Consider the following 22842-nt stretch of genomic DNA (forward strand, 5'->3'; position numbering starts at 1 on the left):
CGACCCCTTCGTTCGCGCATCCTGTCGTTGCGGGATCAGAGCCGGTTGTGCTGGTGCCACCCCGGCGAAGGGCCCTCACTGTGGGAAGCGACCCCTCTCTCACGTACGCGTTCGACCGCGTTCAGGACACCTGGCAGACCATGGCCACCCGCGGCGAATTCACCGAGCAGACCCTCGACAAGTTCGGTCTGCTGCTCAAACGCTGCGAGCGCTACATGCAACTGCGCGGCGCCGTTGTCCTCGGCGATGTCACCGCCGATCTCGCGGAGGACTTCGTCACCGCCCGCGGCCGCAGCCGCCACGGCCGGGTCACCGACTCTGCGGCGGCCACGATGCGGCTACGCCGCTCAGTGGTCCGCACTGCCTACCGCACCCTGCGCGAGCTCGGTCTGAGCGACGCCGATCCCGCCCGGGACATCGTCCTGCCCGCTCGGGCGATCGGTGGTGTCCGGCCGCTGGCCGAGGACGAGGTCATCGATCTGCGCCACCGCGCCTCGTTCGTCACCCGTCCCAGCCGTCATGGAGCCGCCGCCGCGCTCGCGCTGGCCGGCGGGCACAGCGGGGAGATCGGGCACATCCGCGTACGCGACCTCGACGTCAACCACCGCCGTGTGCGGATGCACGGCTCCACCAAGGTGGACGCACGCTGGTGCCCCCTGGACGACTGGGGCCTCAACGTTCTGACCAGCCGCGCCGAGTTCGTCAGCGCGCGGCAGCTGCGCAAGGAGTCCGCGCCGAACGCCCGCCTGGCCGTGTCCGACCGGCACGGCTCCGACGCCTACTTGCAGGCACGTGCCTGTGTCGCCCTGGGCGACCTCCTCAGGCGCATCGGCCTGGGCGACGAGGAGGATGTCAAACCGTCCTCGATCACCGCCTGGGCGGCGGTCGCGGAGTTCGAGCGCACCGGGCGCATCGAGGACGCAGCCCGTCGCCTCGGCCTGCGCTCCCTGGACCGAGCCGCAGCGGTCGTCGGCTACACATGGCGGACCTCCAGCGCTGAGGACGGGCAGGAGGCGGTCGGTGCCTGACGACGTCTTCGGCGACCCCGTCCCTCAGGAACTCCGGCCCAGCAGAAAGCGTCAGCTCAGCGACTGGGAACAACGCACGCAGCCGCAACGGATCGCGGACTGCCTCGATGAGCCCCTCATCTATGAGATGGCCGAACTGCTGCCCGCGTCGGCCAGCTGCGGCTGCCCCCGCCAGTACCCGGCCGTCGTCTACGTCCTGCTGGCCGCTCTGATGACCGTCACCGGTTCCAAGCGCTCCGCCGTCGGCACCCTGGACACCAGACAGTGGCGCGCCGTCCGCGCCTCCATACGGCGCAACGCCGGACGCACGGCAGCAGCCCTGCTGCCGGTCACCCCGCCGAGCCGTGGTCAGTACCTGTACGCCGAAGAGAAGCTCCTGGCCCCGAGCATCGAACTGCTTCAAGACCTCTTCGAGCAGCGAGCCGTCCAACAGGCCCTGCACCAAGGCTTGTTCCCAGTAGGTGCCGCACGGAACTGGGTGAGACCTGAACGCCGCCAGCTCCTCGTCGGCGACGCCACTGTCCCCAAAGCGCCCTCCAAAGCGGAACACGCCTTCACCGTCGACACCGCCACCGGGGAGATGCGCAGGCACCGAGTGGATCCCGCCGCCCGGCTCTACTACGAGAACGGCGAGAAGGAGAAGCGCCTGGCAAGGGGTACGAAGTGGTTCTTCGCCTCGGCGCGTGACGACGGCTACTGGCAGCGCGTGATCCTCGCCGTCCGGCACGTTGCCGGCGGCGACTACGAGGACGAGGCCGCCGTCGCCGTGCGCTCCTTCAGCCAGCTGAGCAGGCGGCTTCCCGGTTGCATGGGGGTCATCTACGACGGAGCGTTCCGCGGCGTCCACCGTGACGCCCTCGCCCGCCTCGGCCTGCTGGTCATCAACCGGCAGCACGGATCGGTCAAGCCCCGCGCCTACGAACTCCTGCGCTTCGGGCGCTGCCGCCACGACCTGTGGTGCGACCAGGGCCGCATCGCCGAGCGCGTCCTCCTCGACGACGGCACGAGCACCCTGATCCCGGTCCCCGTCAGCCGCCTCGAACACCGACAGGGCCGTACGAAGTCACGCTGGTACCACCTGCTCCTCATCCCCTGCCGCCACGGGGCACACACGTACCGGGTCCAAGTCGGGATCACCACGACCCCCAGTGACCGCATCGGCACGGATCCGGCCACCGGCCGCAGATTCAAGAGCGACACCGAACGCGACTTCCACCGCGCCGAATACCTTCAGCAGATACCGGAATCCACCCTCACCCACCAGCAGCTCTACCCCTACCGCAGCGACTCCGAGTCCGTACACAACCAGTTGGACCAGAGCATGTGGAACAACCGCATGATCTCCTACGGTCTCGAACGCCAGAAGGTCTTCCTCCTCTGCTTCGCCCTCGCCCAGAACGCCACCAGCAGACGCGTCTTCCTGGAGCGATCAGGGGCTCTGCAAGCGGTGGGTGCGGGGCGGAATCCGGCGTAGCGCGCTTTCCGACCGATCCCCGTTTCGGGGGCCTGCCGACGGCCAATGCGGCTTCGTGTTTCGCCGGCCACCAGTAGTGCAGCGTCGAAGCCCAAGTGCCGCTGGGCGGGGACTGGCTACGGCGTTCCGGATGCCTGCGCTCGGCAGCCGCTGCGTACGAACCGACCACGCTGGGGGCCGTGGGCGCGGTGCCGCCGACGGCTACACCAACGGGCCGCACTTGCGGCCCGAACGGACGTCCCGCGGCAAGGCATCGGCAAGCACGCCACTGGTCCGGGCCGTAAGACCATCGACCACCCGACCGCTCGTCATCGCGCACAGTTTCTGCGCGCATCCGAGGTACAGCGTGGTCAGAGCAGAGTCCGAGATGCCCCCCAGCAGTTCCTCCGGGCGCGTGCCGGTCAGTGCCGCGACACGGTGCAGCATGAGCGCCAAATTGTGGATCGCGGCGTCCTCCACGGCGCAACTTTCCTGGCTTTGTGCCGAGTCGACTCCCCCGAGGCAACACTCCGTTCCGTTTCCCGGTCCGTGGGTATCAAAGGTGGTCACGGCACTCCTTCCAGAGGTTCGGCGCCCGTGATGTGGTTCTCGTCTGCTGGGGTTGGCTTGTTGCGCTTTTCCTGGGAGGCGCCCCACTGCGGCGTACTACTTGCCATCAGGCTGCCGCCGATCAGACGCCCTGGCATCTGTCATACGACTGCGCCCACCTCGAAGGAGGGTTGCCGGCTCACCTCACGGGCCGCAGTGCCTGTCCGACAGCACGCTGGAAACGGCGGTGAAACCGGAGTAGCCCGCGGCTTCGGCATGGATCCCACCGGATGTGCTCATCAGCCGTTACGTGAATGAGCCAAGGTGGCGCATAATTGCGCCGGAATCGTGAGCGGCATACGCGGCATGACGCAATGCTGCCCGGTCAGGTTCGACAGCGGGCCTCCCACTCGGTCGTCTGAGAGCTCCACAGCAGCCGGGGTCTCGTCAGCATCGGTCATGGTGTGTCCGGCTCTCGAAGGGAGCAGTTCGTGGACAGCAACGATCGGGCGGTGCGGGGCGTCACCGAGGGTCTGATGGGGCGGTCCCGGGAGCTGGAGTTGCTCCTGTCCTTTGTCGAGGAAGCGACCGCCAGCGGTGGGTTTCTGCTGGTGTCGGGGGAGCCGGGGGTCGGCAAGTCGGTCCTCCTGGATGCCACGGCGAAGGCGGCCTCGGCTTCCGGAGCGCTGGTACTCCGCTCCGACGGCGTCGAGTTCCTGGCGGATCTGAGCTTCTCCACCCTGAGCCACGTGCTCATGGCCTTGCACCAGGAGCTCGACGGGCTCAGCGCAGTACACCGTGACGCGCTCGAGGTAGCGCTGGGGTTCAGCGAGGGCCCCACCGCGGACCGCCTCGTCGTCTACAGCGCTGCCCTCACCATGCTCCGCAGGGCCGCGACGGCCACTCGCCCGTTGATGGTGATCATCGACGACCTGCAATGGGTTGACCGCGCAAGTGCGGCGGCGCTCGCATTCGTCGCCCGGCGCCTGACCGGAAGCCACGTGGGGTTTCTCGCCGCATGGCGGCCTGGGTTCGAAAGTTTCTTCGATCGGGCAGGGCTTCCCGAACTCGAGTTGCGGCCCCTGAGCGACCAGGCCGCAGCCAGCCTGGTCCGGAGCCGTTTCCCGATGCTTCCCCCTCGAGTCACACAGCGCGTTCTGGCCGATGCCCAGGGCAACCCGCTGGCCCTGTTGGAGCTGTCGGCGGCGTTGAGCGACCCGCGGCTCGCAACGATGGGAGCGCTGGCTCCGGTGGTCCCGCTCGGTCGCCGTCTGCAGAACCTGTACGCGTCACGTGTCGAAGAGCTGCCGGCGCCCACCCGTCGTCTGCTGCTCCTGGCCGCTCTGGAGAGCACCGGTGATCTACAGGTACTGCGCGCGGCCGCCTCCGTTGATGACACGCTTGCCGACCTCGCGCCCGCAGAGCGCGCCGGACTGGTCCTTGTCGACGACAGGGAAACGGGACGATTGGCGTTCCGGCACCCGCTGGTCCGCTCGACGGTCGTGGGGGTCGCGGCCAGTGGTGAGCGTCTTGACGCCCACCGTGCTCTGGCGGAGGTGCTGGCGGATCAGCCCGATCGACGTGCGTGGCACCTCGCCGAAGCCACCCTCGACCCCGATGAGCAGGTCGCCACCCTCCTCGAGCGGACCGCCCACCGTGTCCGCCGACGTGGTGATGCCGTCGGTGCCTTCAACGCACTGGTACGGGCCGCCGACCTCAGCCCGGCTCCCGCCGACCGAAGCAGACGCCTGGCCGAAGCAGCCTACGTGGGCTCGGATGTCGCGGGCGAGCTGCGCACCGCGGCGCAACTGCTCGTCGAGGCCCGACGCATCGACCCCGATCTCAGGGGGTCACTCCAGGCCGCAATCGCGGCCTCCTACCTGCTGCTCAACGGCGACGGCGAGATCAATACCGCCCACCGGCTGCTCGTCGGAGCGATCATGACCCGCGCCGGCCGGTCGGACGGCGGTGATGACGGCGCGCTCCTCGAAGCGCTGCACACCCTGCTCGATGTGTGCCTCTACGGCGGCAGACCCGAACTCTGGGTTCCGTACCACGCCGTGATGACCCAGCTGACGCTGGATCTGCCTCCTGTCCTGCAGTTGCTCGCGGGCACTCTCGCCGACCCGGCAAGGACCACCGCGAAGGACCTCGCCCTGCTCGATACCGCGATCCACGGTCTGCATCTCGAATCCGATCCCACCAGGATCGAACGGACGGCGACGGCTGCGCTCTTCCTCGACCGGGCCATGGAATGCCGCACCGCGCTCTGGCGTGTCGTCGACGACGGGCGCAACGGGGGTGCCGTCGCTTCAGCCATCAACTCGCTGATGGTGCTGTCCATGGACTACTTCATGACCGGACAGTGGGACGAGTGCGAGCGGGTTGTCGCAGAGGGCCTGGAGATGTGCGACGGACACGGTTACGGGTTGCTGGCCTGGCCGCTCCGGCTGGGCCAGGCTCTGCTCGCCGCGGTAAGGGGCGACCACGACATGGTAGCGACACTGGCTCACGAGATCACTGGCTGGGCGGCCCCCCGCGGGGTCCGCGGCGTGGAGTTCTACGCACTGCACGCCACGGCGCTCGCCGCCCTGGGGCGCGGCGACTACGAAACGGCCTACCACAGCGCGTCGGCGATCAGCCCAGCGGGGGTTCTCGCCCCCCACGTCCCGCACGCCGTGTGGGTGCCCATGGACCTCGTCGAAGCCGCGGCCCGGACCGGCCGCCGGGCAGAAGCGCTCGCACACGTGACCGCGATGCGTGAAGCGGGCCTCGCCCTCCTCTCCCCTCGCCTGGCCATGGTGACGGCCGCGTCAGCGGCCATTGCCGCCCCCGAGGATCAGGCTGCCAAGCTGTTCGATGAAGCCCTCGTGATCCCCGGCACCGAGCGTTGGCCCTTCGAACTGGCCCGCGTCCGTCTCGCCTACGGGGAGCATCTCCGGCGGGCCCACCGAACCGACGCATCGCGGCTTCAACTCGCCACAGCCCTCGACACCTTTCACCACCTCGGCGCCACCCCCTGGGCGGCACGGGCGGCGGACGAGCTCCGCGCCGGCGGACAGAGCACTCCGTGGACGCACCAGGGGCCACGGGCAAACCCCCTCACACCGCAGGAATACGAGATCGCCGCACTCGCCGCTTCCGGCCTGACCAACAAGCAGATCGGAGCACAGCTTTTCCTCGCCCACCGGACTGTGGGGGCCCATCTGCACCGCATCTTCCCCAAGCTCGGCATCACGACGCGGGGGGCCTTGCCCGACGCGCTCGCCGAACTGCCGCCGCTGGAAACCTCCTGATCCAGCAGACGGCTCCCGGCAACCTCATTTCGTCGCGCTTGCCCGGGACCGTCCACGTGAGCGCGTACACGGCGATGGTCATGCGCCTGTTCGCGATCGCCGCCGCGTCCTCGCGCCTTCGCTGAGGAAGGGCCCGGTTCAAAGCGCCCCGCCGGAGCCTGGGCCCTGTCTATGCGTACCGCCGCCTGGCCCCTTACGGTGATGCGCAGCCCGCTCGCCTTCCGACAGACCGCCCCACACGCCGTGCTGCTGCCGCGTGCTGAGAGCGAACTGCGCACACGCATCCTGCACCGAGCACTGTCTACACACCGCCCGGGCACGTTCCTCCCGTTCTCGCCGCTTCAATGCGCGCTCACCGAAAGGTGAGAAGAATACCGAGGCGTCCATCCCACGGCAGGCGGCGAACATCTGCCATCCCCAAAGCGCGGCAACGGGGGCAAGGAGATGTCTGGTCATCGCATAGCTCCTCTTCGGCTGTCCACGCATGCGATCCGAGGGGCGCTATGGATGCGGCTCACCGGGCGCGCTGAGAAGCCGGTCGGCGATGTCGTCCATGTCCAAGTGCCGGTGCTCCGTTCCGAGAGGCACCAGATCCAGGGTTCGTCTCAGGAACGCGTCAAGGGCCAGTGCTCGGGCCTCCAGGACGACCGCCTCGTCCAGCGGGCCAATCGATATGCACACCTTGCTCACACCGAGTCGCCGCGACGGCCAGGCCCGCACGTCGCCAAGGCCCGTGAGCCGCTGCTGTCCACTCATCAGGAGATCACGGCCCAGTACCCACTGTGTGGTTGCATGGGGGCCCAGGTAAAAGGTCATGCACACGGCATAGGGGTCAGCGATGTCGTAACGCAGATCCGTTGGGAGGGGAAGGTCCACCTCATCTGTGCCAACGAGGCGTACGAGCATCCGGCACACCACCGACGTAACGGTGGCAGCTCTTTCGTAGCAATGGCCTGCGCTGGTTTCGACGGCGCGATCACGAGGGTTCGGGAATTGGCGTGTCATGGTACGAACCTCCGAAAGTCGGTGACACCGCAATTCTGTGAGCCGCCGGAAAACGCGACATCTGTCAAATGACCCGCACTACGCCTTCCAGAGGTGCGGACCGTGGCCTCCCTCACCGAAACACTGACGGGACGGGCAGCGAACGGCGGATCTCTGACCTCATCGACCAGGGCTCCTCGAACTGACCTGCAGGACACCTACTCAAGGCGCCTCCGCACCGGATTCTAAAATGACCGGTCAGAGGCTCCACCGGTAGACAGGCATGGGAGTCAGTTGCACTTCCCGGGCCGTTCGGTCATCTGGCGCAGTCAGGCCGTGCGGGCGCGGAGGCGGCGCAGCATGCGCGGGTCCTCGAAACCGACTGAGCGGGCGGCGGCGTCGATCGTCGCGCCGTGGCTGATGAGGTGTTGGGCGCGTTCGAGGCGGAGGGTCTGCTGGTAGCGCAGTGGGGTGAGCCCGGTGGCGCGGCTGAAGAGGCGGGTGAGGGTGCGTTCGCTCACGCCGACGGCGGAGGCCAGGGCGGGCAGGGGAAGTGGTTGGTCGAAGCGGGCGTCGATGAGGTCCTGGGCGCGGTGCACGGTGTCGTCGAGGTGGGACCGGTGCCGGAGCATCGCGCTGGACTGCGGCTCATGGCCGTTGCGGCGGGCGTAGACGACCATCTCCCGGGCCACCTGGGCTGCGACTGCGGGGCCGTGCCGGGTCGCGAGCAGGTGCAGTGCCAGATCGATGCCGCTGGCGATGCCGGCCGAGGTGATCACCAGATCGTCGGCGGTGAACAGGACGTCGCGGACGACCACCGCCCGGGGGTGGCGCCGGGCCAGCTCGTCCTGCACGTCATGGTGGGTGGTGCAGTGGCGGCCGTCGAGCAGGCCGGCCCGGCCGAGCGCCTCGGCCCCGGCGCAGACGCTCGCCACCGTCCCGCCCCTGGCGTGGTGGTCGCGGAGCACCTGCAGAGAGGCGTCGCCGATGGCGGGGGCGTCGCCCAGGTCGACTGTCCGCCAGCCGGGCACCACGATCAGGTCCTCGGGCGTGAGCTCGGGCCAGTCGAGCCCGGCCACCAGCGGAAGCCCCTGGGCGGTGGAGATCTGTGGCTGCTCGGCGACGTAGGCGAGCGTGTAGGGGTGCCCGAAGTCGGCGGCCGTGGAGAAGGCCTGCGCGGGGCCGGCCAGATCCAGAAGGTGGACTCCGGGCACCAGGAAGAAGACGATGTGGCTCACGATTCGGTCATCATGCCTGAAGTCCTGTCGCGGCCTCCAGCTGGTCGACGGTCGCGATGGTGGCGAAGCGTCCGGCGAGGGCGTACTCGGTGCGCCTGATGATCTCTTCGGCGGGCAACGTGCGGGGGTCGGCAAGCAGCTCGGCGACGGTCTGGTCGGCGGGAGCGTCGCGGTGCGGGATGGGATTGGTCGCGGTCGCGTCGATGACGAAGGTGACCTGGTAGCCGAGGTCGCCGGCGACGCGGGTGGTGGTCTCCACGCACTGCTCGGTGCGGATGCCGCAGACGGTGAGCTCGCGGATGCCGCGCTCGGTGAGGAGTTGCTGCAGGTTGGTGGTGGTGAAGGCGTTGTGCGAGGTCTTGTGGATCAGCGGCTCCCCATCCGCTCGCTCAAGCTCCTCCATCAGCCGGACATGGCCGAGAGCCGGGTCGAAGACATCGCCGGTGCCGGGCTCGCAGTGCAGCACCCACACCACCAGGTCCCCGGCCTGACGGGAGAGCCGGACCAGGCGGTTCACCTGGTCGGCGATCTTCGGGTCGGAGATGGTTTCCCACAGCGGACGGGCGCGGAAGGACTCCTGGACATCGATGACGATCAGTGCTCGGGTCATGTCCCCAAGCCTGAGCCTCACGGGCGGGCGGCGACAGGCCGCATCGGGTCCCGCAGCGGACCGATCCGGTCACGGAAGGTCAGGCAGTTGAGCAACCGGCCGCCGGCCTGGATACCGGGGCATGCGGAGCCGTCTCCACGACAGCCCCGCCCACGGGATACGGGCATGTCGGCGGGGAACACCACGTCACCGAGTTCCCACGTCACCGCTCCCGCGCCCAGCGGACAACTGCCTGTTCCGGCCCTCCGCCAAGCCCATCCACGCACTCCCTGACTGCCTGCCGCAGCCAGGCGTGAGCGGCGGCGTCTGCGAGAGCGGAGTGCCAGACCATCGACACGACGTAGTCCGGCATGGCGATCGGCGGCGGGCTCACCGCCAGACCGGCTGCCTGCGCGAAGGCGGCCGCCGCGTGGCTGGGAACGGTGGCGATGGCCGGTACGGACTTGAGCATCACCACGGCTCCGGAGAAGTGTGTGGTCGCGGTGATCACACGCCGAGTGAGGCCCTGAGCTTCCAGCAGATCGTCGACGATGCCGCGGCGTCCGTCGCGGGACACCAGGACGTGAGGGTGGGCGAGGTAGTCCTCCCGGGTGAGCGGAAGCGTCAGGTCCAGCCGCGCGGGGTCGAACACACAGGCGTAGCCGGAGGTGAACAGCGCCTCCTGGCGGTGATCCGCGGTAACCACGGGTGCGACGGCGACACCCAGATCGATCTCGCCGCGATCGAGCATGTCCGCGACCACGGTGCGGTTGGCCTGACGCGCCACGAACCGCAGCCCCGGGTGTTCACGCCACAGGCCGATCAGACGCGGCATGAGGTGCGCCTCGATGTCGTCGGACATACCCACGGTGAACGTCCGGTCCGCCCGGTCGGGGGCGAACTCCGCCGCGCCCGTGATGGCACCGTGCAGTGCGTGCAGCGCGGGCTCGACTTGCCGGGCGATCTCCAGCGCACGCGGGGTGGGCTCCATCCCCGTGCCGGTGCGTACGAAGAGCACGTCGCCGAAGAGCCGGCGCAGCCGTCCTACGGCGGCGCTGACCGCTGCCTGGCTCAGCCGCAGTTCCTGTGCCGCGCGGCTCACGCTCCTCTCGCGCAGCACTGCGGAGAAGACCACCAGCAGGTTGAGGTCGGCCCGCCGGAATTCGGCTTCGTAAATGTTGATCATTATGAGTATTAGTTTGCCGCATGTCCGGGGTTCTTCCTACGGTCGCCGTATGACTCCCGCGCATCACGTGACCGCCGCCGTCGTCCAGGCGGGCTCCCGGCTCTTCGACACCTCCGGCAACTTCGCGAAGGCCAAGGACCTCATCAGCCAGGCAGCTCAGCAGGGCGCCGAGATCATCGTCCTGCCGGAGGCGTTCCTCGGCGGCTACCCCAAGGGCCTCGACTTCGGCGTCACCGTCGGCAGCCGTACGGCCGAGGGGCGGGAGGTGTTCCGCCGCTACTTCGAGTCCGCCATCGACGTCCCCGGTCCGGAGACCGAGGAACTGGCCGCCCTCACCCGCGACTTGGGCGTCCATGTGGTGATCGGCGCCGTCGAGCGCGCCGGCTCGACCCTCCACTGCGTGGCACTGTTCTTCGGCCCGGACGGACTCCTCGGCAAACACCGCAAACTCATGCCGACCGCCGCCGAGCGGCTGATCTGGGGCTTCGGCGACGGCTCCACGATGCCAGTGGTCGACACGGGCCGCGCACGGCTGGGCTCTGCCATCTGCTGGGAGAACTACATGCCGCTGTTCAGAACCGCCATGTACGCCAAGGGTGTTGACATCTGGTGCGCGCCGACGGTGGACGACCGGGAGAACTGGCAGGCCACCATGCGCCACGTGGCCCTGGAAGGACGCTGCTTCGTCCTGAGCGCCAACCAGTACCTGCTCCGCTCCGACCTGCCCCCCGACCTCCACCCCGTGCAGGGCGACACCCCGGAGACCGTACTGATCGGCGGCGGCAGCTCCATCATCTCCCCACTGGGCGAGGTCCTGGCCGGACCCCTGCGGCACGACGAAGGCATTCTCACGGCCGAACTCGACCTCGGCGAGATCGCCCGCGGCCGCTTCGACTTCGACGTGACGGGCCACTACGCCCGGCCGGACGTCTTCAGCCTCAGCGTCGACGAAACGCCCCGGTCGGCGGTGGACGGACACCCGTTCTTGCCTTACAGGCAAAGCTTTTGCCCATGAGGCATTAGCCCGCCTATACCTGGTCATATACGCCGCCCTCCGGATACGGCCGGGGCGTCGCCCCTCACTGTCGGGCTCCAGTGGTGCGCTCCGTCTCGAAGGCTCCCGTCGCCTGCCCGACACCTACCGCTCAGGAGAACCTGCCGTGAGCCGAACCCGCGTACTCGTCGACGCCGACTGGGTTGAAGCCCGCCTCGACGACCCCGGCGTCGTTCTCGTCGAGGTCGACGAGGACACCGCTGCCTACGACAAGAACCACATCCGCGGCGCCTTGCGCATCGACTGGCGACAGGACCTCCAGGACCCGGTCCGCCGCGACTTCGTGGACCAGGCCGGCTTCGAAGCGCTGCTCTCGGCCAAGGGCATCGCGCGCGACGACACCGTCGTCCTGTACGGCGGTAACAACAACTGGTTCGCCGCGTTCGCCTACTGGTACTTCAAGGTCTACGGCCACCGGGACGTGCGGCTTCTCGACGGCGGACGCAAGAAGTGGGAGCTCGACGGCCGCGAGCTCGTCTCCGAGACCGTCTCCCGCCCGGCCACCGTCTACACCGCCTCCGCTCCGGACGACTCGGTACGCGCCCTGCGCGACGAGGTGCTCAGTGCGATCGGTTCGCAGAACTTGATCGATGTCCGCTCCCCCGAGGAGTTCTCCGGTGCGCTCAGCGCCCCGGCCCACCTGATCCAGGAGGCGGCCCTCCAGCGCGGTCACATCCCCACAGCGGTCAACGTTCCGTGGTCCAGGGCAGCCAACGACGACGGCACGTTCAAGTCCGACGAGGAACTCGCCGCCCTGTACGCGGCGGTGGACACCGATCGCGACACCATCGTGTACTGCCGCATCGGCGAGCGCAGCGCGCATACCTGGTTCGTCCTGAGCGAGATCCTCGGTCGGCCAGGCGTCAGGAACTACGACGGATCGTGGGCCGAGTACGGCTCCCTGGTCGGCGTTCCGATCACCCTGCCCACCGCCGAATAGCGCGCCGATGAGACGGCCCCTGCCCGGGCCGCCGCCTCATCCGATGCCGAAGGAGTGACACACATGGTCGACCGGCCGACATTCCAGCCGCCCGGGCCGCGGGCCACCACCACGGGCGTTTCAGGCGACCTCGGCCTGGTGTCCGTCCGCTCACCCGGGACGGGGCGTTCATCGTGTGCGGACGACGCGTCTGCCGGCACAGCGCGCAGGCGGCGGCCCGAGGGGCAGTGGGCCCTGGGCGAGATCGCCCCGCTCAACCCGAATGAGCGCTTCAAGCGGGACGACGACGGCCTCAATGTGCGCTCCCGCATCGAGGACGTGTACGCCTCCGCCGGTTTCGCCGGCATCGAACCGGAGGACCTGCACGGCCGGATGAGATGGTGGGGGCTCTACACCCAGCGCCGGCCGGGCATCGACGGCGGCAGGACCGGCAGCCTGCAACCCCACGAACTCGATGACGAGTTCTTCATGATGCGCGTCCGCGTCGACGGCGGACGGCTCACCACCGAGCAGCTCCGCACGATCGGAGAGGTGTCACGCGACTTCGCCCGCGACACGGCCGATCTCACCGACCGGCAGAACATCCAGCTGCACTGGGTGCGCATCGAGGACGTCCCGGAGATCTGGCGGCGCCTGGAAGCGGTGGATCTAACCACCGCCCAGGCCTGCGGGGACACCACCCGGGTGTTCCTGGGCAGCCCCGTCGCCGGTGTGGCGGCCGACGAGATCATCGACGGCAGCCCGGCCATCCAGGAGATCCACGAGCGCTGGATCGGCGATCCCGGCTTCTCCAACCTGCCGCGCAAGTTCAAGACCGCGATCAGCGGCTCGCCCCTGCAGGACGTCGCCCACGAGATCAACGACGTGTCCTTCGTCGGAGTGCGCCACCCCGAGCTCGGACCCGGATTCGACGTCTGGGTCGGCGGCGGACTGTCGACCAACCCGATGCTGGCCCAGCGCCTCGGAGTCTTCGCGACGCTGGAGGAGCTGCCGGAGATCTGGGCCGGTGTCGTCTCCGTGTTCCGCGACTACGGATACCGGCGTCTGCGCAACCGGGCCCGGCTGAAGTTCCTCATCGCGGACTGGGGCATCGAGCGGTTCCGGCAGGTTCTCGAACAGGAGTACCTGAAGCGCACCTTGACCGACGGGCCCGCGCCGCCCGCACCGGCCGGGCCGCGCGACCATGTCGGCGTCCACCGCCAGCGCGACGGCCGCTATTACGTCGGCGCCTCACCCGTGGTCGGCCGGACCCCGGGAACCATGCTGATCGCCCTGGCCGACCTCGCCGAGGCACACGGGGCACGGCGCGTACGCACCACACCCCACCAGAAGATCCTGCTCCTCGACGTGCCAGAGGATGCGGTGGAAAGCCTGGTCGAGGGCCTGGAGGCGATCGGCCTGGAGGCACGGCCGAGCACGTTCCGCCGCAACACCATGGCCTGCACCGGCATCGAGTTCTGCAAGCTGGCGATCGTGGAGACCAAGGCCAGGGCGGCAACCGTCATCGAGGAACTCGAACGACGCCTGCCGTCCTTCGACCAGCCCCTCACCATCAACGTGAACGGATGCCCCAACAGCTGCGCCCGCATCCAGCTCGCCGACGTCGGCCTCAAGGGCCAGCTCGTCCTCGACTCGGAGGGGCGCCAAGTCGAGGGATTCCAGGTCCACCTGGGCGGCGCCGTCGGAATGGATGCCCGCTTCGGCCGCAAACTCCGCGGCCACAAGGTCACCGCCGAGGAACTGCCCGACTACATCGAACGCGTCGTGCGGCGTTTCGACCACGCCCGCGCGGACGGGGAGACCTTCGCCACATGGGTCGCCCGCGCGGCAGAAGAAGACCTCACGTAGCACTCCGCCAACGGTCAGGCATCCGGCGCAGCCGCACCTGCTGACTGCAGGTGCGGCTGCGCCTTTGTATATTTGCCTCAGAGGCAACACCCCGTACACGACTCATCACTTGACGTGAGGAGCATGTAACGCCGCCTTATTCCGGATGCCTCGGTTCGGTAATCGCTCCTGGCTGAAGTTGTCCTCACAAGCAGCGGCGAGGTGTCAAGGCCTCGGCGCCTCGCATGGAGGAACTTCATGCCTGAGATCTATTTCCATGTGCGCTGGCCCGATGGCGTGACCCAGCGCTGCTACTCCCCCTCCACGGTGGTCGAGGACTACTTCGTGGCCGGCCGCGAGTACGAACTCACCGACTTCGTGGAGCGCAGCCGCACGGCGCTCGGTATCGCCGGTGAGCGGGTGAAGGAGAAGTTCGGCTTCTACTGCACCGGCGCCTCCGACCAACTCGCCCAGATCGAGCGGACCGCCGCCGCCTACGCGGCCGCCGACGGGGCCAAGGTCACCGTCGAATCCCTGGTCAACGCAGACGGGAGCACGCGATGAACCCCACGCCAAGGCCGGCCGGAGCCCTCCCCCATAGCCTGAAGGGCATGGGAGGTACCCCCATCCCGGTGGCCGTGATCGGCGGCGGACAGGCCGGTCTGTCGGTCAGCTACCACCTGCGCCAACGAGGCATCGACCACATCGTGGTCGAGGCGAACCGGGTCGGCCACGAGTGGCGCGAGCGCCGCTGGGACTCCTTCTGCCTGGTGACCCCGAACTGGCAGTGCAAACTGCCGGGCTTCCCCTACCGGGGCGACGATCCGGACGGGTTCATGGTCCGGGACGAGATCATTCAGTATCTCCAGGACTACGTGGCCTTCTTCCGGCCGCCACTGGTGGAGGGCGTATCGGTGACCGGGCTGCGGCGCGCCGCCGACGGCCACTTCGAAGTTGCCACCACGGAAGGCGAGTTCACCGCCGAGCAGGTGGTGGTGGCCACCGGCCCGTACCACGCCCCGTCCATCCCGCGGATGGCCGAGCGGCTGCCCTCCCACGTCGAGCAGATCCACTCCTCCCGCTACCGCAACGCGGACCAGCTCCCCGAGGGCGGCGTCCTGGTCGTCGGCACCGGTCAGTCCGGCTGCCAGATCGCCGAAGACCTGCACCTGGCCGGGCGGCAGGTCCACCTGGCCGTCGGCAGCGCGCCCCGCGTCGCCCGCTTCTACCGCGGCCGGGACTGTGTGGCCTGGCTCGACGACATGGGCCACTACACGAAGAACATCGACGAGTTCGACGACGCCGGTGCCGTCCGGATGCGCGTCAACCATTACGTCACCGGGCGTGACGGCGGCCGCGACATCGACCTGCGGGCCTTCGCCCGGGACGGCATGCGCCTGTACGGGCGACTGACCGGGATCGACGGTGCGGCGCTGGAGTTCGCGGACGACCTGAAGGTCAACCTGGACCGGGCGGACGCGGTGGCCGAGGGCATCAAGGACGCCATCGACGCCCACATCACGGCGCAGGGGATCGAGGCCCCCGAGGAAGCACGGTACGTACCGGTGTGGGAGCCCTCCGGGCACGTGGCCGACCTCGATCTGGCCGAGACGGGTATCACCTCCGTCGTCTGGGCCACGGGCTTCACCCGCGATCACCGGTGGATCGAGATACCCGCTTTCGACGGCCGCGGCTACCCCATGCACTGGCGCGGCGCGACGAGCACGCCCGGCCTGTACTTCCTGGGTCTGCCCTGGCAGTACTCGTGGGGCTCCGGCCGCTTCGAAGCGGTGGGCCGGGACGCCGGGTTCCTCGCCGACCACATCGACACCAGCCACCGCCTCGCCGACGTGTGCGGCGCCCTCACCGGAGCGCCGGCCTCCGTCGCCTCCGCCCTTCCCCTGGGCTGACAGGAACCACAGTCATGGTCTACGACGCACACCGCCACATCGGCGTCCTGCCCGCCTACCCGTTCTACGGCGGACCGCCCGTCAACCCGGACACCACCGCCCGCGCCACCGTCAAGCAGCTCGTCGCCGACCTCGATGACGAGGGCACCGAACGCGCCCTCGTCATCCCCAACTACGGCGTTCCCGACCCCGCCGTCGCCTTCTCCTTCAACGAGCTGGCGATCGAGGCGGCCCAGAGCGACGACCGCATCCGGGCCGGCCTGTGGGTGTCCCCACGCCCCGAGGACACCGAACGCACCGAGCAGGCCCTCGCCCTGGCGGGAGAGGACGGCGTACGGGCCCTGAAGCTCAGCTTCCTGCTCGGCGGCCGCCCCACGGACCCGGCCTGCCGCCCGCAACTGGACCGGATCTTCCGAACGGCACAGGAGCACGGGCTGGTCGTCCATGTCCACACCTCCCCGGGTGCCGCGTCCGACATCGACGAGGTCGGCCACCTCGTCGACTGGTACGCCGACCAAGTCCCCGTCCACCTCGTGCACTTCGGCGGCGGGATGAGCGGTCACATCAAGCTCGTCGGCTCTCGCTTCTTCGACTGGATCGAGTCCGGCAAGCGCGTCTACACCGACCTCTCCTGGGCCATCGGCTTCACGCCGCGCTGGCTGGCCCGGGAGATCGAGCGCCGCGGCATCGGCCACGACCGGGTGCTCTTCGCCAGCGACCAGCCGTGGGGCGACTTCACGGGCGAGTACGCCCGCCTCGCCGAAGCGACCGGCGGTGGCGAACTCGGCGAACTCGTCTTCAGGGACACCTTCGCCACGCTCTACGACTGACCGACCCCACCCCCTTTCCGCACCAACCCTCTTTTCCGTACCAAGCAAGGAGACAGCCATGTCCGAAACCGCCTCTGCCGCAGAGCTCACCGACGTCGAGCAGAAGTCCCTGGGCGAGATCCCGCACCCCTCCCTGCCCGAGGGCTCCAGCATCTACGGCTCCACCAAGGTCTTCCCCGACTACCAGGCCGAGAACGGCGAGAGCTACTTCACCCTGGTCCACGGCATCGCCCACGAGTCCTCGGTCTCCTTCGTCGCCGTCCTGCAGGCCACCCGCGCGCTGCGCAAGGGCTTCGAGGCCGCCATCTACTTCTACGGCCCCGGCTCCCTCAACTGCCTTGCCACGCGCGGCTTCCCGACCGTCGGCAACTCCGCCTTCCCCGGCGAGCACAACATCAACAACCAGCTCAAGACGTTCATCGCCGAGGGCGGCAAGGTCTACTGCTGCCGCTTCGGACTGTCCCTGCACGGCGCCCGCGAGGAGGACCTCATCGAGGGCGTCATCCCCACCCACCCCCTCGACGTCCAGGACGCGCTGATCCACTACGCGCGCAAGGGCGCCATCATCAACTCCACCTACCAGCTGTAAGGGGCAGGCCGTGAGCGTTGGCACCGAGCCGACAGTGACAGAGCGTACGGCGGTGGACGTGCGGATCATGACCCGCGCCGAACTCGCCCTGCGCGGCATCCGTCAGGACGTTGAGGTCGAACGGCCGGACGGCGCGGGCCCCAGCGACGACGGACACGTCCTCGTCGACGGCGCCAACGCCGCGCTCCCCCGCAACCCCGACAGTCCCTACACGGTCCGCGACGGCAAGGTCTGGCTCGGCGACGAGACCGGAGCCCTCACCGACACCGGGCTCTCTCTCATCCCTGTACGACGGCCCAGGTTCTACGACCTGACGACGGCCGACGGCACCCGGTACGAGCAGATCGCCCGGCTGCACGGCTCCGATGTCCTGGCCAGCACTGTCGTCCAGACCTGCATCCGCTACGCCGAGTCCGACCGCTGCCGCTTCTGCACCATCGAGGAGTCCCTGCGCTCGGGCGCCACCGTTGCCGCCAAGACCCCGGCGCAGCTCGCCGAAGTCGCCGAGGCGGCGGTCCGGCTGGACGGCGTGCAGCAGATGGTGATGACCACGGGCACGACCACCGGCCCGGACCGGGGTGCCCGCAATCTGGTCCGGTCGGTGCGCGCCGTCCTCGAAGCGGTACCCGGACTGCCCATCCAGGTCCAGTGCGAGCCGCCCGGAAACCTCGCGTGGATACGGGAGTTGTACGACGCCGGTGCCACCGCCATCGGTATCCATGTCGAGTCCCTCGACGACGAGGTACGGCGGCGCTGGATGCCCGGCAAGTCGACCGTCCCGATGGCCGAGTACGAGGCCGCGTGGGACGAGGCGGTGCGGGTCTTCGGTCCGAACCGGGTCTCCACGTACCTGCTCGTCGGACTCGGCGAGGATCCGGATGAACTCATCGCAAGAACAGGGAAGTTGATCGACCGCGGGGTGTACCCGTTCGTCGTCCCGTTCCGGCCGATGCGTGGCACGCTCGCCGCCCGCGACGGGATCGGGGCCCCGAGCGCGGAACTGCTGCGGTACGTCACCGAAGGCGTCGCCGCGAAACTGCGCGCGGCCGGGATGAGCGGCGCCGACCAGAAGGCCGGCTGCGCGGCCTGCGGGGCGTGCAGCGTGCTCAGGACGGCAGGCGGGTGACGATGTACCTCGACGGATCCACCGCACCGCCGGCGGCCGACCGTCCGGTCGACGTCCTGGCGCTGCTCGGAGACCGCAGCACCCTGGCCCGACAGCCCCTCTTCCACATCGAACAGGCATGTTCCGCAGCCGAGTTGTCCGACTATCGGCGCCTGCGCCGGGAGGCCTTCGTCCACGAACAGGGGCTCTTCACCGGCCATGACCTGGACGACCGGGACACCGACCCCCGCACCCTCGTCCTGGTCGCCAAGGACCAGGACGGCACCGTGGTGGGCGGCGTACGCCTCGGACCGGTCCACGACGGTCCCGACATCGGCTGGTGGCAGGGCGGACGCCTCGTCGTGGCCCGCCGGGCCCGCGGCCCGCACGGCATCGGCGCGGCACTGGTCCGGGCGGCCTGCGCCCGCGCGGAGGCCGAAGGAGTCCTGCGCTTCGACGCGACCGTCCAGGCCCGCAACGAAGTCCTCTTCAAGCGGCTCGGCTGGCGCTCCGTACGCGAGATCGAGGTCGCGGACGCGCCGCACATGTTGATGCGCTGGCCGATCGGCCGGATCGCGGCACAGGCAGCGGCCGCCAAGTCCGCACTCGGGCCGCTCCTCGCGGCCCTGCGCGAAAACGCGCGGGCCGCTTTCGGCGGGCCCGGGTTCGTCGGCGACGACGGCGCCCCCGTCCCCGGCACCGACGTGATCGCCGCGTGCGACGCGATCGTGCCGTCGATGGTCGAACGGGACCCGGACTGGGCGGGCTGGTGCTCGGTCCTCGTCAACATCAACGACCTTGCCGCGATGGGCGCTTCGCCGATCGGCCTGCTCGACGCCGTGGGCGCCAAGGACGCGGCGCATGCCGCGCGGGTCCTCGACGGGCTCGGGCGGGCGGCACAGGCGTACGGTGTGCCGGTCCTGGGCGGGCACACTCAACTCGGCGTACCCGCGGCGCTGTCCGTGACCGCGCTGGGCCGCGCGGACCACCCGGTGCCGGGCGGCGGCGGACGGCCCGGACACTTGGTGCGGCTCACCGCCGACCTCGGCGGCGGCTGGCGCACCGGCTACCGGGGCCGCCAGTGGGACTCGACCACCCATCGCCGTACGGACGAACTGCGCGCCATGACCGGCGCGGTGGCCGCCGCCCGGCCCGCCGCCGCCAAGGACGTGTCCATGGCGGGCCTCGCCGGCACTCTCGGCATGCTCGCCGAGGCGAGCGGCTGCCGCGCCGTCCTCGACGTGGCCGCCGTACCGCGCCCGAGGGCCGTACCCATGGGTGACTGGCTCACCTGCTTCCCCGGCTTCGCGATGCTGACGGCCGACGAGCCGGGCTCCGCACCGCTGCCCGCCGGGCCCGCCACGGGGGCCGTGTGCGGGGAGCTGACAGAAGGACAAGGCGTCGGGCTGTGCTGGCCCGACGGAGAGATCACAGACGCGGTCACCTCCACGGTGACCGGGATGGGGACCGCATGAGCACCCTTCGCATGGCGGCCGCCGCCGACGAGTTCGGCCGCGACCTCGAAGAGGACTTCGCCATCGCCGAACGGCTGATCAAGGAGGCCCGCGCTGACGGCGTACGCCTGCTCGCCCTGCCCGAAGCCTGCCTCGGCGGCTATCTGCTCAGCCTCGACAACGACACCGAACTGGACGAGGGCCCGCCCGCGCTCGCCCTCGACGGCCCCGAGATCCGCCGACTGGCCGCGCTGGCAGGCGAGATGACCGTCGTCGCCGGCTACTGCGAGGCCGGCACGGACGGCCGACGCTACAACAGCGTCGCGTGCGTCAACGGTGACGGCGTTCTCGGCAACCACCGCAAGGTTCACCAGCCGCTCAGCGAGGACGCCAGTTACGCCTCCGGCGACCGCTTCCACGCCTTCGAGACACCGGTCGGCCGGATCGGCATGATGATCTGCTACGACAAGGCGTTCCCGGAGTCGGCGCGCGCCCTCGCGCTGGACGGTGCCGAGATCGGCGTGGTCGTCTCCGCCTGGCCGGGCGCGCGGACCAACGCCACCACCGATCTCGCGGGCGACCGCTGGAAGCGGCGCTTCGACCTGTTCGACCGGGCCCGCGCGCTGGAGAACCAGATCGTGTGGCTGTCGGCCAACCAGGCGGGCACGTTCGGGTCGCTACGCTTCGTCGGCAGCGCCAAGGTCGTCGACCCCGGCGGTGAAATACTGGCGGACACCGGTGTGGGCGCGGGCATGGCGGTTGCCGAACTCGACGTCGCCCAGGCCCTGGAGACCGCCCGCCGCGCCATGGGCCACCTGCGCGACCGGCGCCCGGAAACCTACACGTACGCAGGAGCAGTCAGCGCATGAGCACGATCCGGATCGCGGCCGCCGCCGCCCACTTCGGCCGCGACCTGGAGTTCGACCTGGCCCGCATCGCCAAACTCATCGATGACGCCCGCAGGTCGGGCGCCGGGCTGCTCGTGCTCCCCGACGCCGCGCTCGGTGGCTATCTCGCCGATCTGCGCCACCCCGACCCGGAAGCGCTTCCCCCGTCCCTCAAGCCCGACGACCCGCTGATCCTCGAGGTCGCCCGGCTGGCCGCCGAGATGGTGGTCTGCGTCGGCTACTGCGAGGACGGTGGCGACGAGCGCTACAACGCGGCCGTCTGCGTCAGCGGCGACGGGATCCTCGGCCGCCACCGCAAGGTCCACCTCCCCGCCGGGGAAACCGCCGCCTACACCCCCGGCGACCGCTTCGACGCCTTCGACACGCCCGTCGGCCGCATCGGCATGCTCATCGACTACGACAAGACCTTCCCCGAGTCCGCCCGCTCCCTCGCCCTGGACGGCGCCGAGATCCTCGCCTGCCTCTCGGCCTGGCCCACCAGCATCACCAACCGCGCCCCGCGCATGGCCCAGGACCGCCAGGCCAAGCTGTTCGACCTGTACGACCAGGCGCGCGCCGCCGAGAACCAGGTCGTCCTCGCCTCCTCCAACCAGACCGGCGCCATGGGCGGTATGCGCTTCCTCGGCCAGTCCAAGGTCGTCGGCCCCGGCGGCGACATCCTCGCCCGCACCTGGGCCAAGGCCGGCCTCGCCGTCGCGGAAGTGGACGTGTCCGATGAGATCGACCGCGCCCGCCGAATCCTGCGCCATCTCGACGAGCGCCGCCCCGACGCCTACCGGGAGACCTCGTGAAGATCGCCCTGCTGAGCTACTCCACCAAGCCCCGTGGTGGCGTCGTCCACACCTTGGCCCTCGCCGAGGCGCTGGCCGCCAACGGGCAGGACGTCACGGTCTGGTCGCTGGGGCGGGGCGGCGACGACGGCTTCTTCCGCGCGGTCGACCCGGATGTGCGCGTACGGATCGTGCCGTTCCCCGACGGACCCGCGGCGGAGACCGTCGGGGAACGCATCCTGCGCTCCATCGCCACCCTCCGCGACGCCTTCGACCCCACCCCGTACGACGTCGTCCACGCCCAGGACTGCATCAGCGCCAACGCGGCCGGCCGCTGCATCCGCACCGTCCACCACCTCGACCACTTCACCACGCCCGAGCTGGCGGCCTGCCACGAGCGGGCCATCGTCGAGCCCTACGCCCACATCTGCGTCTCGCGCTCGGTCGCCGACGAACTCGCGCAGGGCTGGGGCCTGAAGGCGGAGGTCATACCCAACGGCGTGGCGTACAACCGCTTCGCCGTCACCGACCCGGCGGCCCGCGAGGCCTGGCGAACCCGCCTCGGCCGCTACGTCCTCACCGTCGGCGGCATCGAACCCCGCAAGGGCTCCCTGGACCTCCTGGAGGCGTACGCGCTCCTGCGCGCCGACCACCCGGACGTGCGGCTGGTGATCGCGGGCGGCGAGACCCTCTTCGACTACCGCGACTACCGCGCCCGCTGGGAGGAGCGCGCCACCGAACTCGGCGTCGAACCGGTCGTCCTGGGCCAGGTCCCCGAGGACGATCTCCCGCCGCTCGTCGCCGCCGCGGACGCCTTCGCGTTCCCCTCCGTCAAGGAAGGCTTCGGCCTGGCCGCGATGGAGTCCCTCGCCGCCGGGGTTCCCCTGGTCGTCCGCGACCTGCCCGTCCTGCGTGAGGTGTTCGGCGCTTCCGCCCGCTTCGCCGACACCCCGCCGGACCTGGCCGACGAGCTCGGCGCGGCGCTCGCGAACGGCGACCCCGTATGCCGCAAGGCGGGCCGAGAGCTCGCCGCCCGTCACACCTGGGACGCCGCGGCCCGGCGCCACCTGAACTTCTACCGCACGCTGCGCTGAACGGTCAGACGGCCAACGCCTCGTGCGCGGAACGCGAG

21 protein-coding genes are annotated in these 22842 nt (G+C 69.8%); 15 read left to right on the top strand and 6 right to left on the bottom strand.

Annotated features, from left to right (window positions below; translation table 11 throughout):
- The first annotated feature begins 80 nt into the window (after positions 1 to 80).
- On the top strand, positions 81 to 1028 hold the full coding sequence (locus tag IE263_RS10790; protein ID WP_189934810.1) for a site-specific integrase: 948 nt from the start codon (positions 81 to 83) through the stop codon (positions 1026 to 1028).
- A complete protein-coding gene (locus IE263_RS10795) occupies positions 1021 to 2502 on the top strand; it encodes a hypothetical protein (protein WP_189934812.1) in 1482 nt (493 codons plus the stop codon). Before IE263_RS10790 ends, IE263_RS10795 begins: the two co-directional genes overlap by 8 nt.
- Before the next feature lie 201 nt (positions 2503 to 2703).
- Here IE263_RS10795 and IE263_RS10800 read toward each other — a convergent pair whose 3' ends face one another.
- Positions 2704 to 2961 carry a hypothetical protein gene (locus IE263_RS10800; protein WP_189934814.1) on the bottom strand — a complete coding sequence of 86 codons (258 nt, stop codon included), beginning with the start codon at positions 2959 to 2961 and terminating at the stop codon, positions 2704 to 2706.
- A gap of 560 nt (positions 2962 to 3521) precedes the next feature.
- Between IE263_RS10800 and IE263_RS10805 the strand changes: the two genes are divergently transcribed.
- On the top strand, positions 3522 to 6326 hold the full coding sequence (locus IE263_RS10805; protein ID WP_308430600.1) for an AAA family ATPase: 2805 nt from the start codon (positions 3522 to 3524) through the stop codon (positions 6324 to 6326).
- Between the two features lie 138 nt (positions 6327 to 6464).
- Here the strand turns inward: IE263_RS10805 and IE263_RS10810 are convergent, their stop codons facing one another.
- The 5 genes from IE263_RS10810 to IE263_RS10830 form a co-directional block, all read right to left on the bottom strand.
- Complete coding sequence (locus IE263_RS10810; protein ID WP_308430601.1) at positions 6465 to 6812, bottom strand: WhiB family transcriptional regulator; 348 nt, start codon at positions 6810 to 6812, stop codon at positions 6465 to 6467.
- A 15-nt stretch (positions 6813 to 6827) separates the two neighbouring features.
- Positions 6828 to 7331, bottom strand: a complete 504-nt coding sequence (locus IE263_RS10815; RefSeq protein WP_189934818.1) for an SsgA family sporulation/cell division regulator — start codon at positions 7329 to 7331, stop codon at positions 6828 to 6830.
- Between the two features lie 308 nt (positions 7332 to 7639).
- Positions 7640 to 8548: a GlxA family transcriptional regulator gene (locus IE263_RS10820; RefSeq protein ID WP_189934820.1), complete on the bottom strand. Its 909-nt coding sequence runs from the start codon at positions 8546 to 8548 to the stop codon at positions 7640 to 7642.
- A gap of 10 nt (positions 8549 to 8558) precedes the next feature.
- Entirely contained in the window at positions 8559 to 9158 is a 600-nt protein-coding gene (locus tag IE263_RS10825; protein WP_189934822.1) for an isochorismatase family protein, read from the bottom strand.
- Between the two features lie 202 nt (positions 9159 to 9360).
- On the bottom strand, positions 9361 to 10323 hold the full coding sequence (locus IE263_RS10830; protein WP_189934824.1) for a LysR family transcriptional regulator: 963 nt from the start codon (positions 10321 to 10323) through the stop codon (positions 9361 to 9363).
- Positions 10324 to 10372: 49 nt separating this feature from the next.
- On the opposite strand from IE263_RS10830, the gene IE263_RS10835 reads away from it, so the two are divergent.
- The 12 genes from IE263_RS10835 to IE263_RS10890 all read left to right on the top strand — a co-directional run bounded on the left by IE263_RS10835 (position 10373) and on the right by IE263_RS10890 (position 22804).
- Complete coding sequence (locus IE263_RS10835; RefSeq protein ID WP_189934826.1) at positions 10373 to 11338, top strand: nitrilase-related carbon-nitrogen hydrolase; 966 nt, start codon at positions 10373 to 10375, stop codon at positions 11336 to 11338.
- A 145-nt stretch (positions 11339 to 11483) separates the two neighbouring features.
- Positions 11484 to 12317: a sulfurtransferase gene (locus IE263_RS10840; RefSeq protein WP_189934827.1), complete on the top strand. Its 834-nt coding sequence runs from the start codon at positions 11484 to 11486 to the stop codon at positions 12315 to 12317.
- Positions 12318 to 12380: 63 nt separating this feature from the next.
- Positions 12381 to 14165: a nitrite/sulfite reductase gene (locus IE263_RS10845; protein ID WP_189934829.1), complete on the top strand. Its 1785-nt coding sequence runs from the start codon at positions 12381 to 12383 to the stop codon at positions 14163 to 14165.
- Positions 14166 to 14402: 237 nt separating this feature from the next.
- Positions 14403 to 14708: an MSMEG_0570 family nitrogen starvation response protein gene (locus IE263_RS10850; protein WP_189934831.1), complete on the top strand. Its 306-nt coding sequence runs from the start codon at positions 14403 to 14405 to the stop codon at positions 14706 to 14708.
- A 47-nt stretch (positions 14709 to 14755) separates the two neighbouring features.
- Positions 14756 to 16054: an MSMEG_0569 family flavin-dependent oxidoreductase gene (locus IE263_RS10855; RefSeq protein ID WP_229910894.1), complete on the top strand. Its 1299-nt coding sequence runs from the start codon at positions 14756 to 14758 to the stop codon at positions 16052 to 16054.
- 14 nt (positions 16055 to 16068) lie between these two features.
- Entirely contained in the window at positions 16069 to 16884 is an 816-nt protein-coding gene (locus tag IE263_RS10860; protein WP_189934835.1) for an amidohydrolase family protein, read from the top strand.
- A 58-nt stretch (positions 16885 to 16942) separates the two neighbouring features.
- Complete coding sequence (locus IE263_RS10865; RefSeq protein ID WP_189934837.1) at positions 16943 to 17473, top strand: MSMEG_0572/Sll0783 family nitrogen starvation response protein; 531 nt, start codon at positions 16943 to 16945, stop codon at positions 17471 to 17473.
- Between the two features lie 10 nt (positions 17474 to 17483).
- Positions 17484 to 18599, top strand: coding sequence for an MSMEG_0568 family radical SAM protein (locus tag IE263_RS10870; protein ID WP_229910895.1), 1116 nt, complete (start codon positions 17484 to 17486; stop codon positions 18597 to 18599).
- Positions 18569 to 20053: an MSMEG_0567/sll0787 family protein gene (locus tag IE263_RS10875; protein ID WP_229910896.1), complete on the top strand. Its 1485-nt coding sequence runs from the start codon at positions 18569 to 18571 to the stop codon at positions 20051 to 20053. The genes IE263_RS10870 and IE263_RS10875 overlap by 31 nt, the downstream gene beginning before the upstream one ends.
- The gene (locus IE263_RS10880) at positions 20050 to 20901 is read left to right on the top strand and encodes a carbon-nitrogen hydrolase family protein (protein ID WP_189934839.1); all 852 of its coding nucleotides are present in this window, start codon (positions 20050 to 20052) and stop codon (positions 20899 to 20901) included. The genes IE263_RS10875 and IE263_RS10880 overlap by 4 nt, the downstream gene beginning before the upstream one ends.
- Positions 20898 to 21731, top strand: coding sequence for a carbon-nitrogen hydrolase family protein (locus tag IE263_RS10885; RefSeq protein WP_189934841.1), 834 nt, complete (start codon positions 20898 to 20900; stop codon positions 21729 to 21731). The genes IE263_RS10880 and IE263_RS10885 overlap by 4 nt, the downstream gene beginning before the upstream one ends.
- Positions 21728 to 22804: an MSMEG_0565 family glycosyltransferase gene (locus IE263_RS10890; RefSeq protein ID WP_189934843.1), complete on the top strand. Its 1077-nt coding sequence runs from the start codon at positions 21728 to 21730 to the stop codon at positions 22802 to 22804. Before IE263_RS10885 ends, IE263_RS10890 begins: the two co-directional genes overlap by 4 nt.
- The last annotated feature ends 38 nt before the right edge of the window (positions 22805 to 22842 follow it).

Origin of the sequence: Streptomyces aurantiogriseus, assembly GCF_014649375.1 — a bacterium.
Classification (GTDB): Bacteria; Actinomycetota; Actinomycetes; order Streptomycetales; family Streptomycetaceae; genus Streptomyces; species Streptomyces aurantiogriseus.

What these genes read in the sequence shown, in the direction of transcription:
- IE263_RS10810 (WP_308430601.1), bottom strand. Translation starts at nt 6,812, where the DNA reads ATGCGTGGACAGCCGAAGAGGAGCTATGCGATGACCAGACATCTCCTT.
- IE263_RS10815 (WP_189934818.1), bottom strand. Translation starts at nt 7,331, where the DNA reads ATGACACGCCAATTCCCGAACCCTCGTGATCGCGCCGTCGAAACCAGC.
- IE263_RS10825 (WP_189934822.1), bottom strand. Translation starts at nt 9,158, where the DNA reads ATGACCCGAGCACTGATCGTCATCGATGTCCAGGAGTCCTTCCGCGCC.
- IE263_RS10830 (WP_189934824.1), bottom strand. Translation starts at nt 10,323, where the DNA reads ATGATCAACATTTACGAAGCCGAATTCCGGCGGGCCGACCTCAACCTG.
- IE263_RS10835 (WP_189934826.1), top strand. Translation starts at nt 10,373, where the DNA reads ATGACTCCCGCGCATCACGTGACCGCCGCCGTCGTCCAGGCGGGCTCC.
- IE263_RS10845 (WP_189934829.1), top strand. Translation starts at nt 12,381, where the DNA reads ATGGTCGACCGGCCGACATTCCAGCCGCCCGGGCCGCGGGCCACCACC.
- IE263_RS10850 (WP_189934831.1), top strand. Translation starts at nt 14,403, where the DNA reads ATGCCTGAGATCTATTTCCATGTGCGCTGGCCCGATGGCGTGACCCAG.
- IE263_RS10855 (WP_229910894.1), top strand. Translation starts at nt 14,756, where the DNA reads ATGGGAGGTACCCCCATCCCGGTGGCCGTGATCGGCGGCGGACAGGCC.
- IE263_RS10860 (WP_189934835.1), top strand. Translation starts at nt 16,069, where the DNA reads ATGGTCTACGACGCACACCGCCACATCGGCGTCCTGCCCGCCTACCCG.
- IE263_RS10865 (WP_189934837.1), top strand. Translation starts at nt 16,943, where the DNA reads ATGTCCGAAACCGCCTCTGCCGCAGAGCTCACCGACGTCGAGCAGAAG.
- IE263_RS10880 (WP_189934839.1), top strand. Translation starts at nt 20,050, where the DNA reads ATGAGCACCCTTCGCATGGCGGCCGCCGCCGACGAGTTCGGCCGCGAC.
- IE263_RS10885 (WP_189934841.1), top strand. Translation starts at nt 20,898, where the DNA reads ATGAGCACGATCCGGATCGCGGCCGCCGCCGCCCACTTCGGCCGCGAC.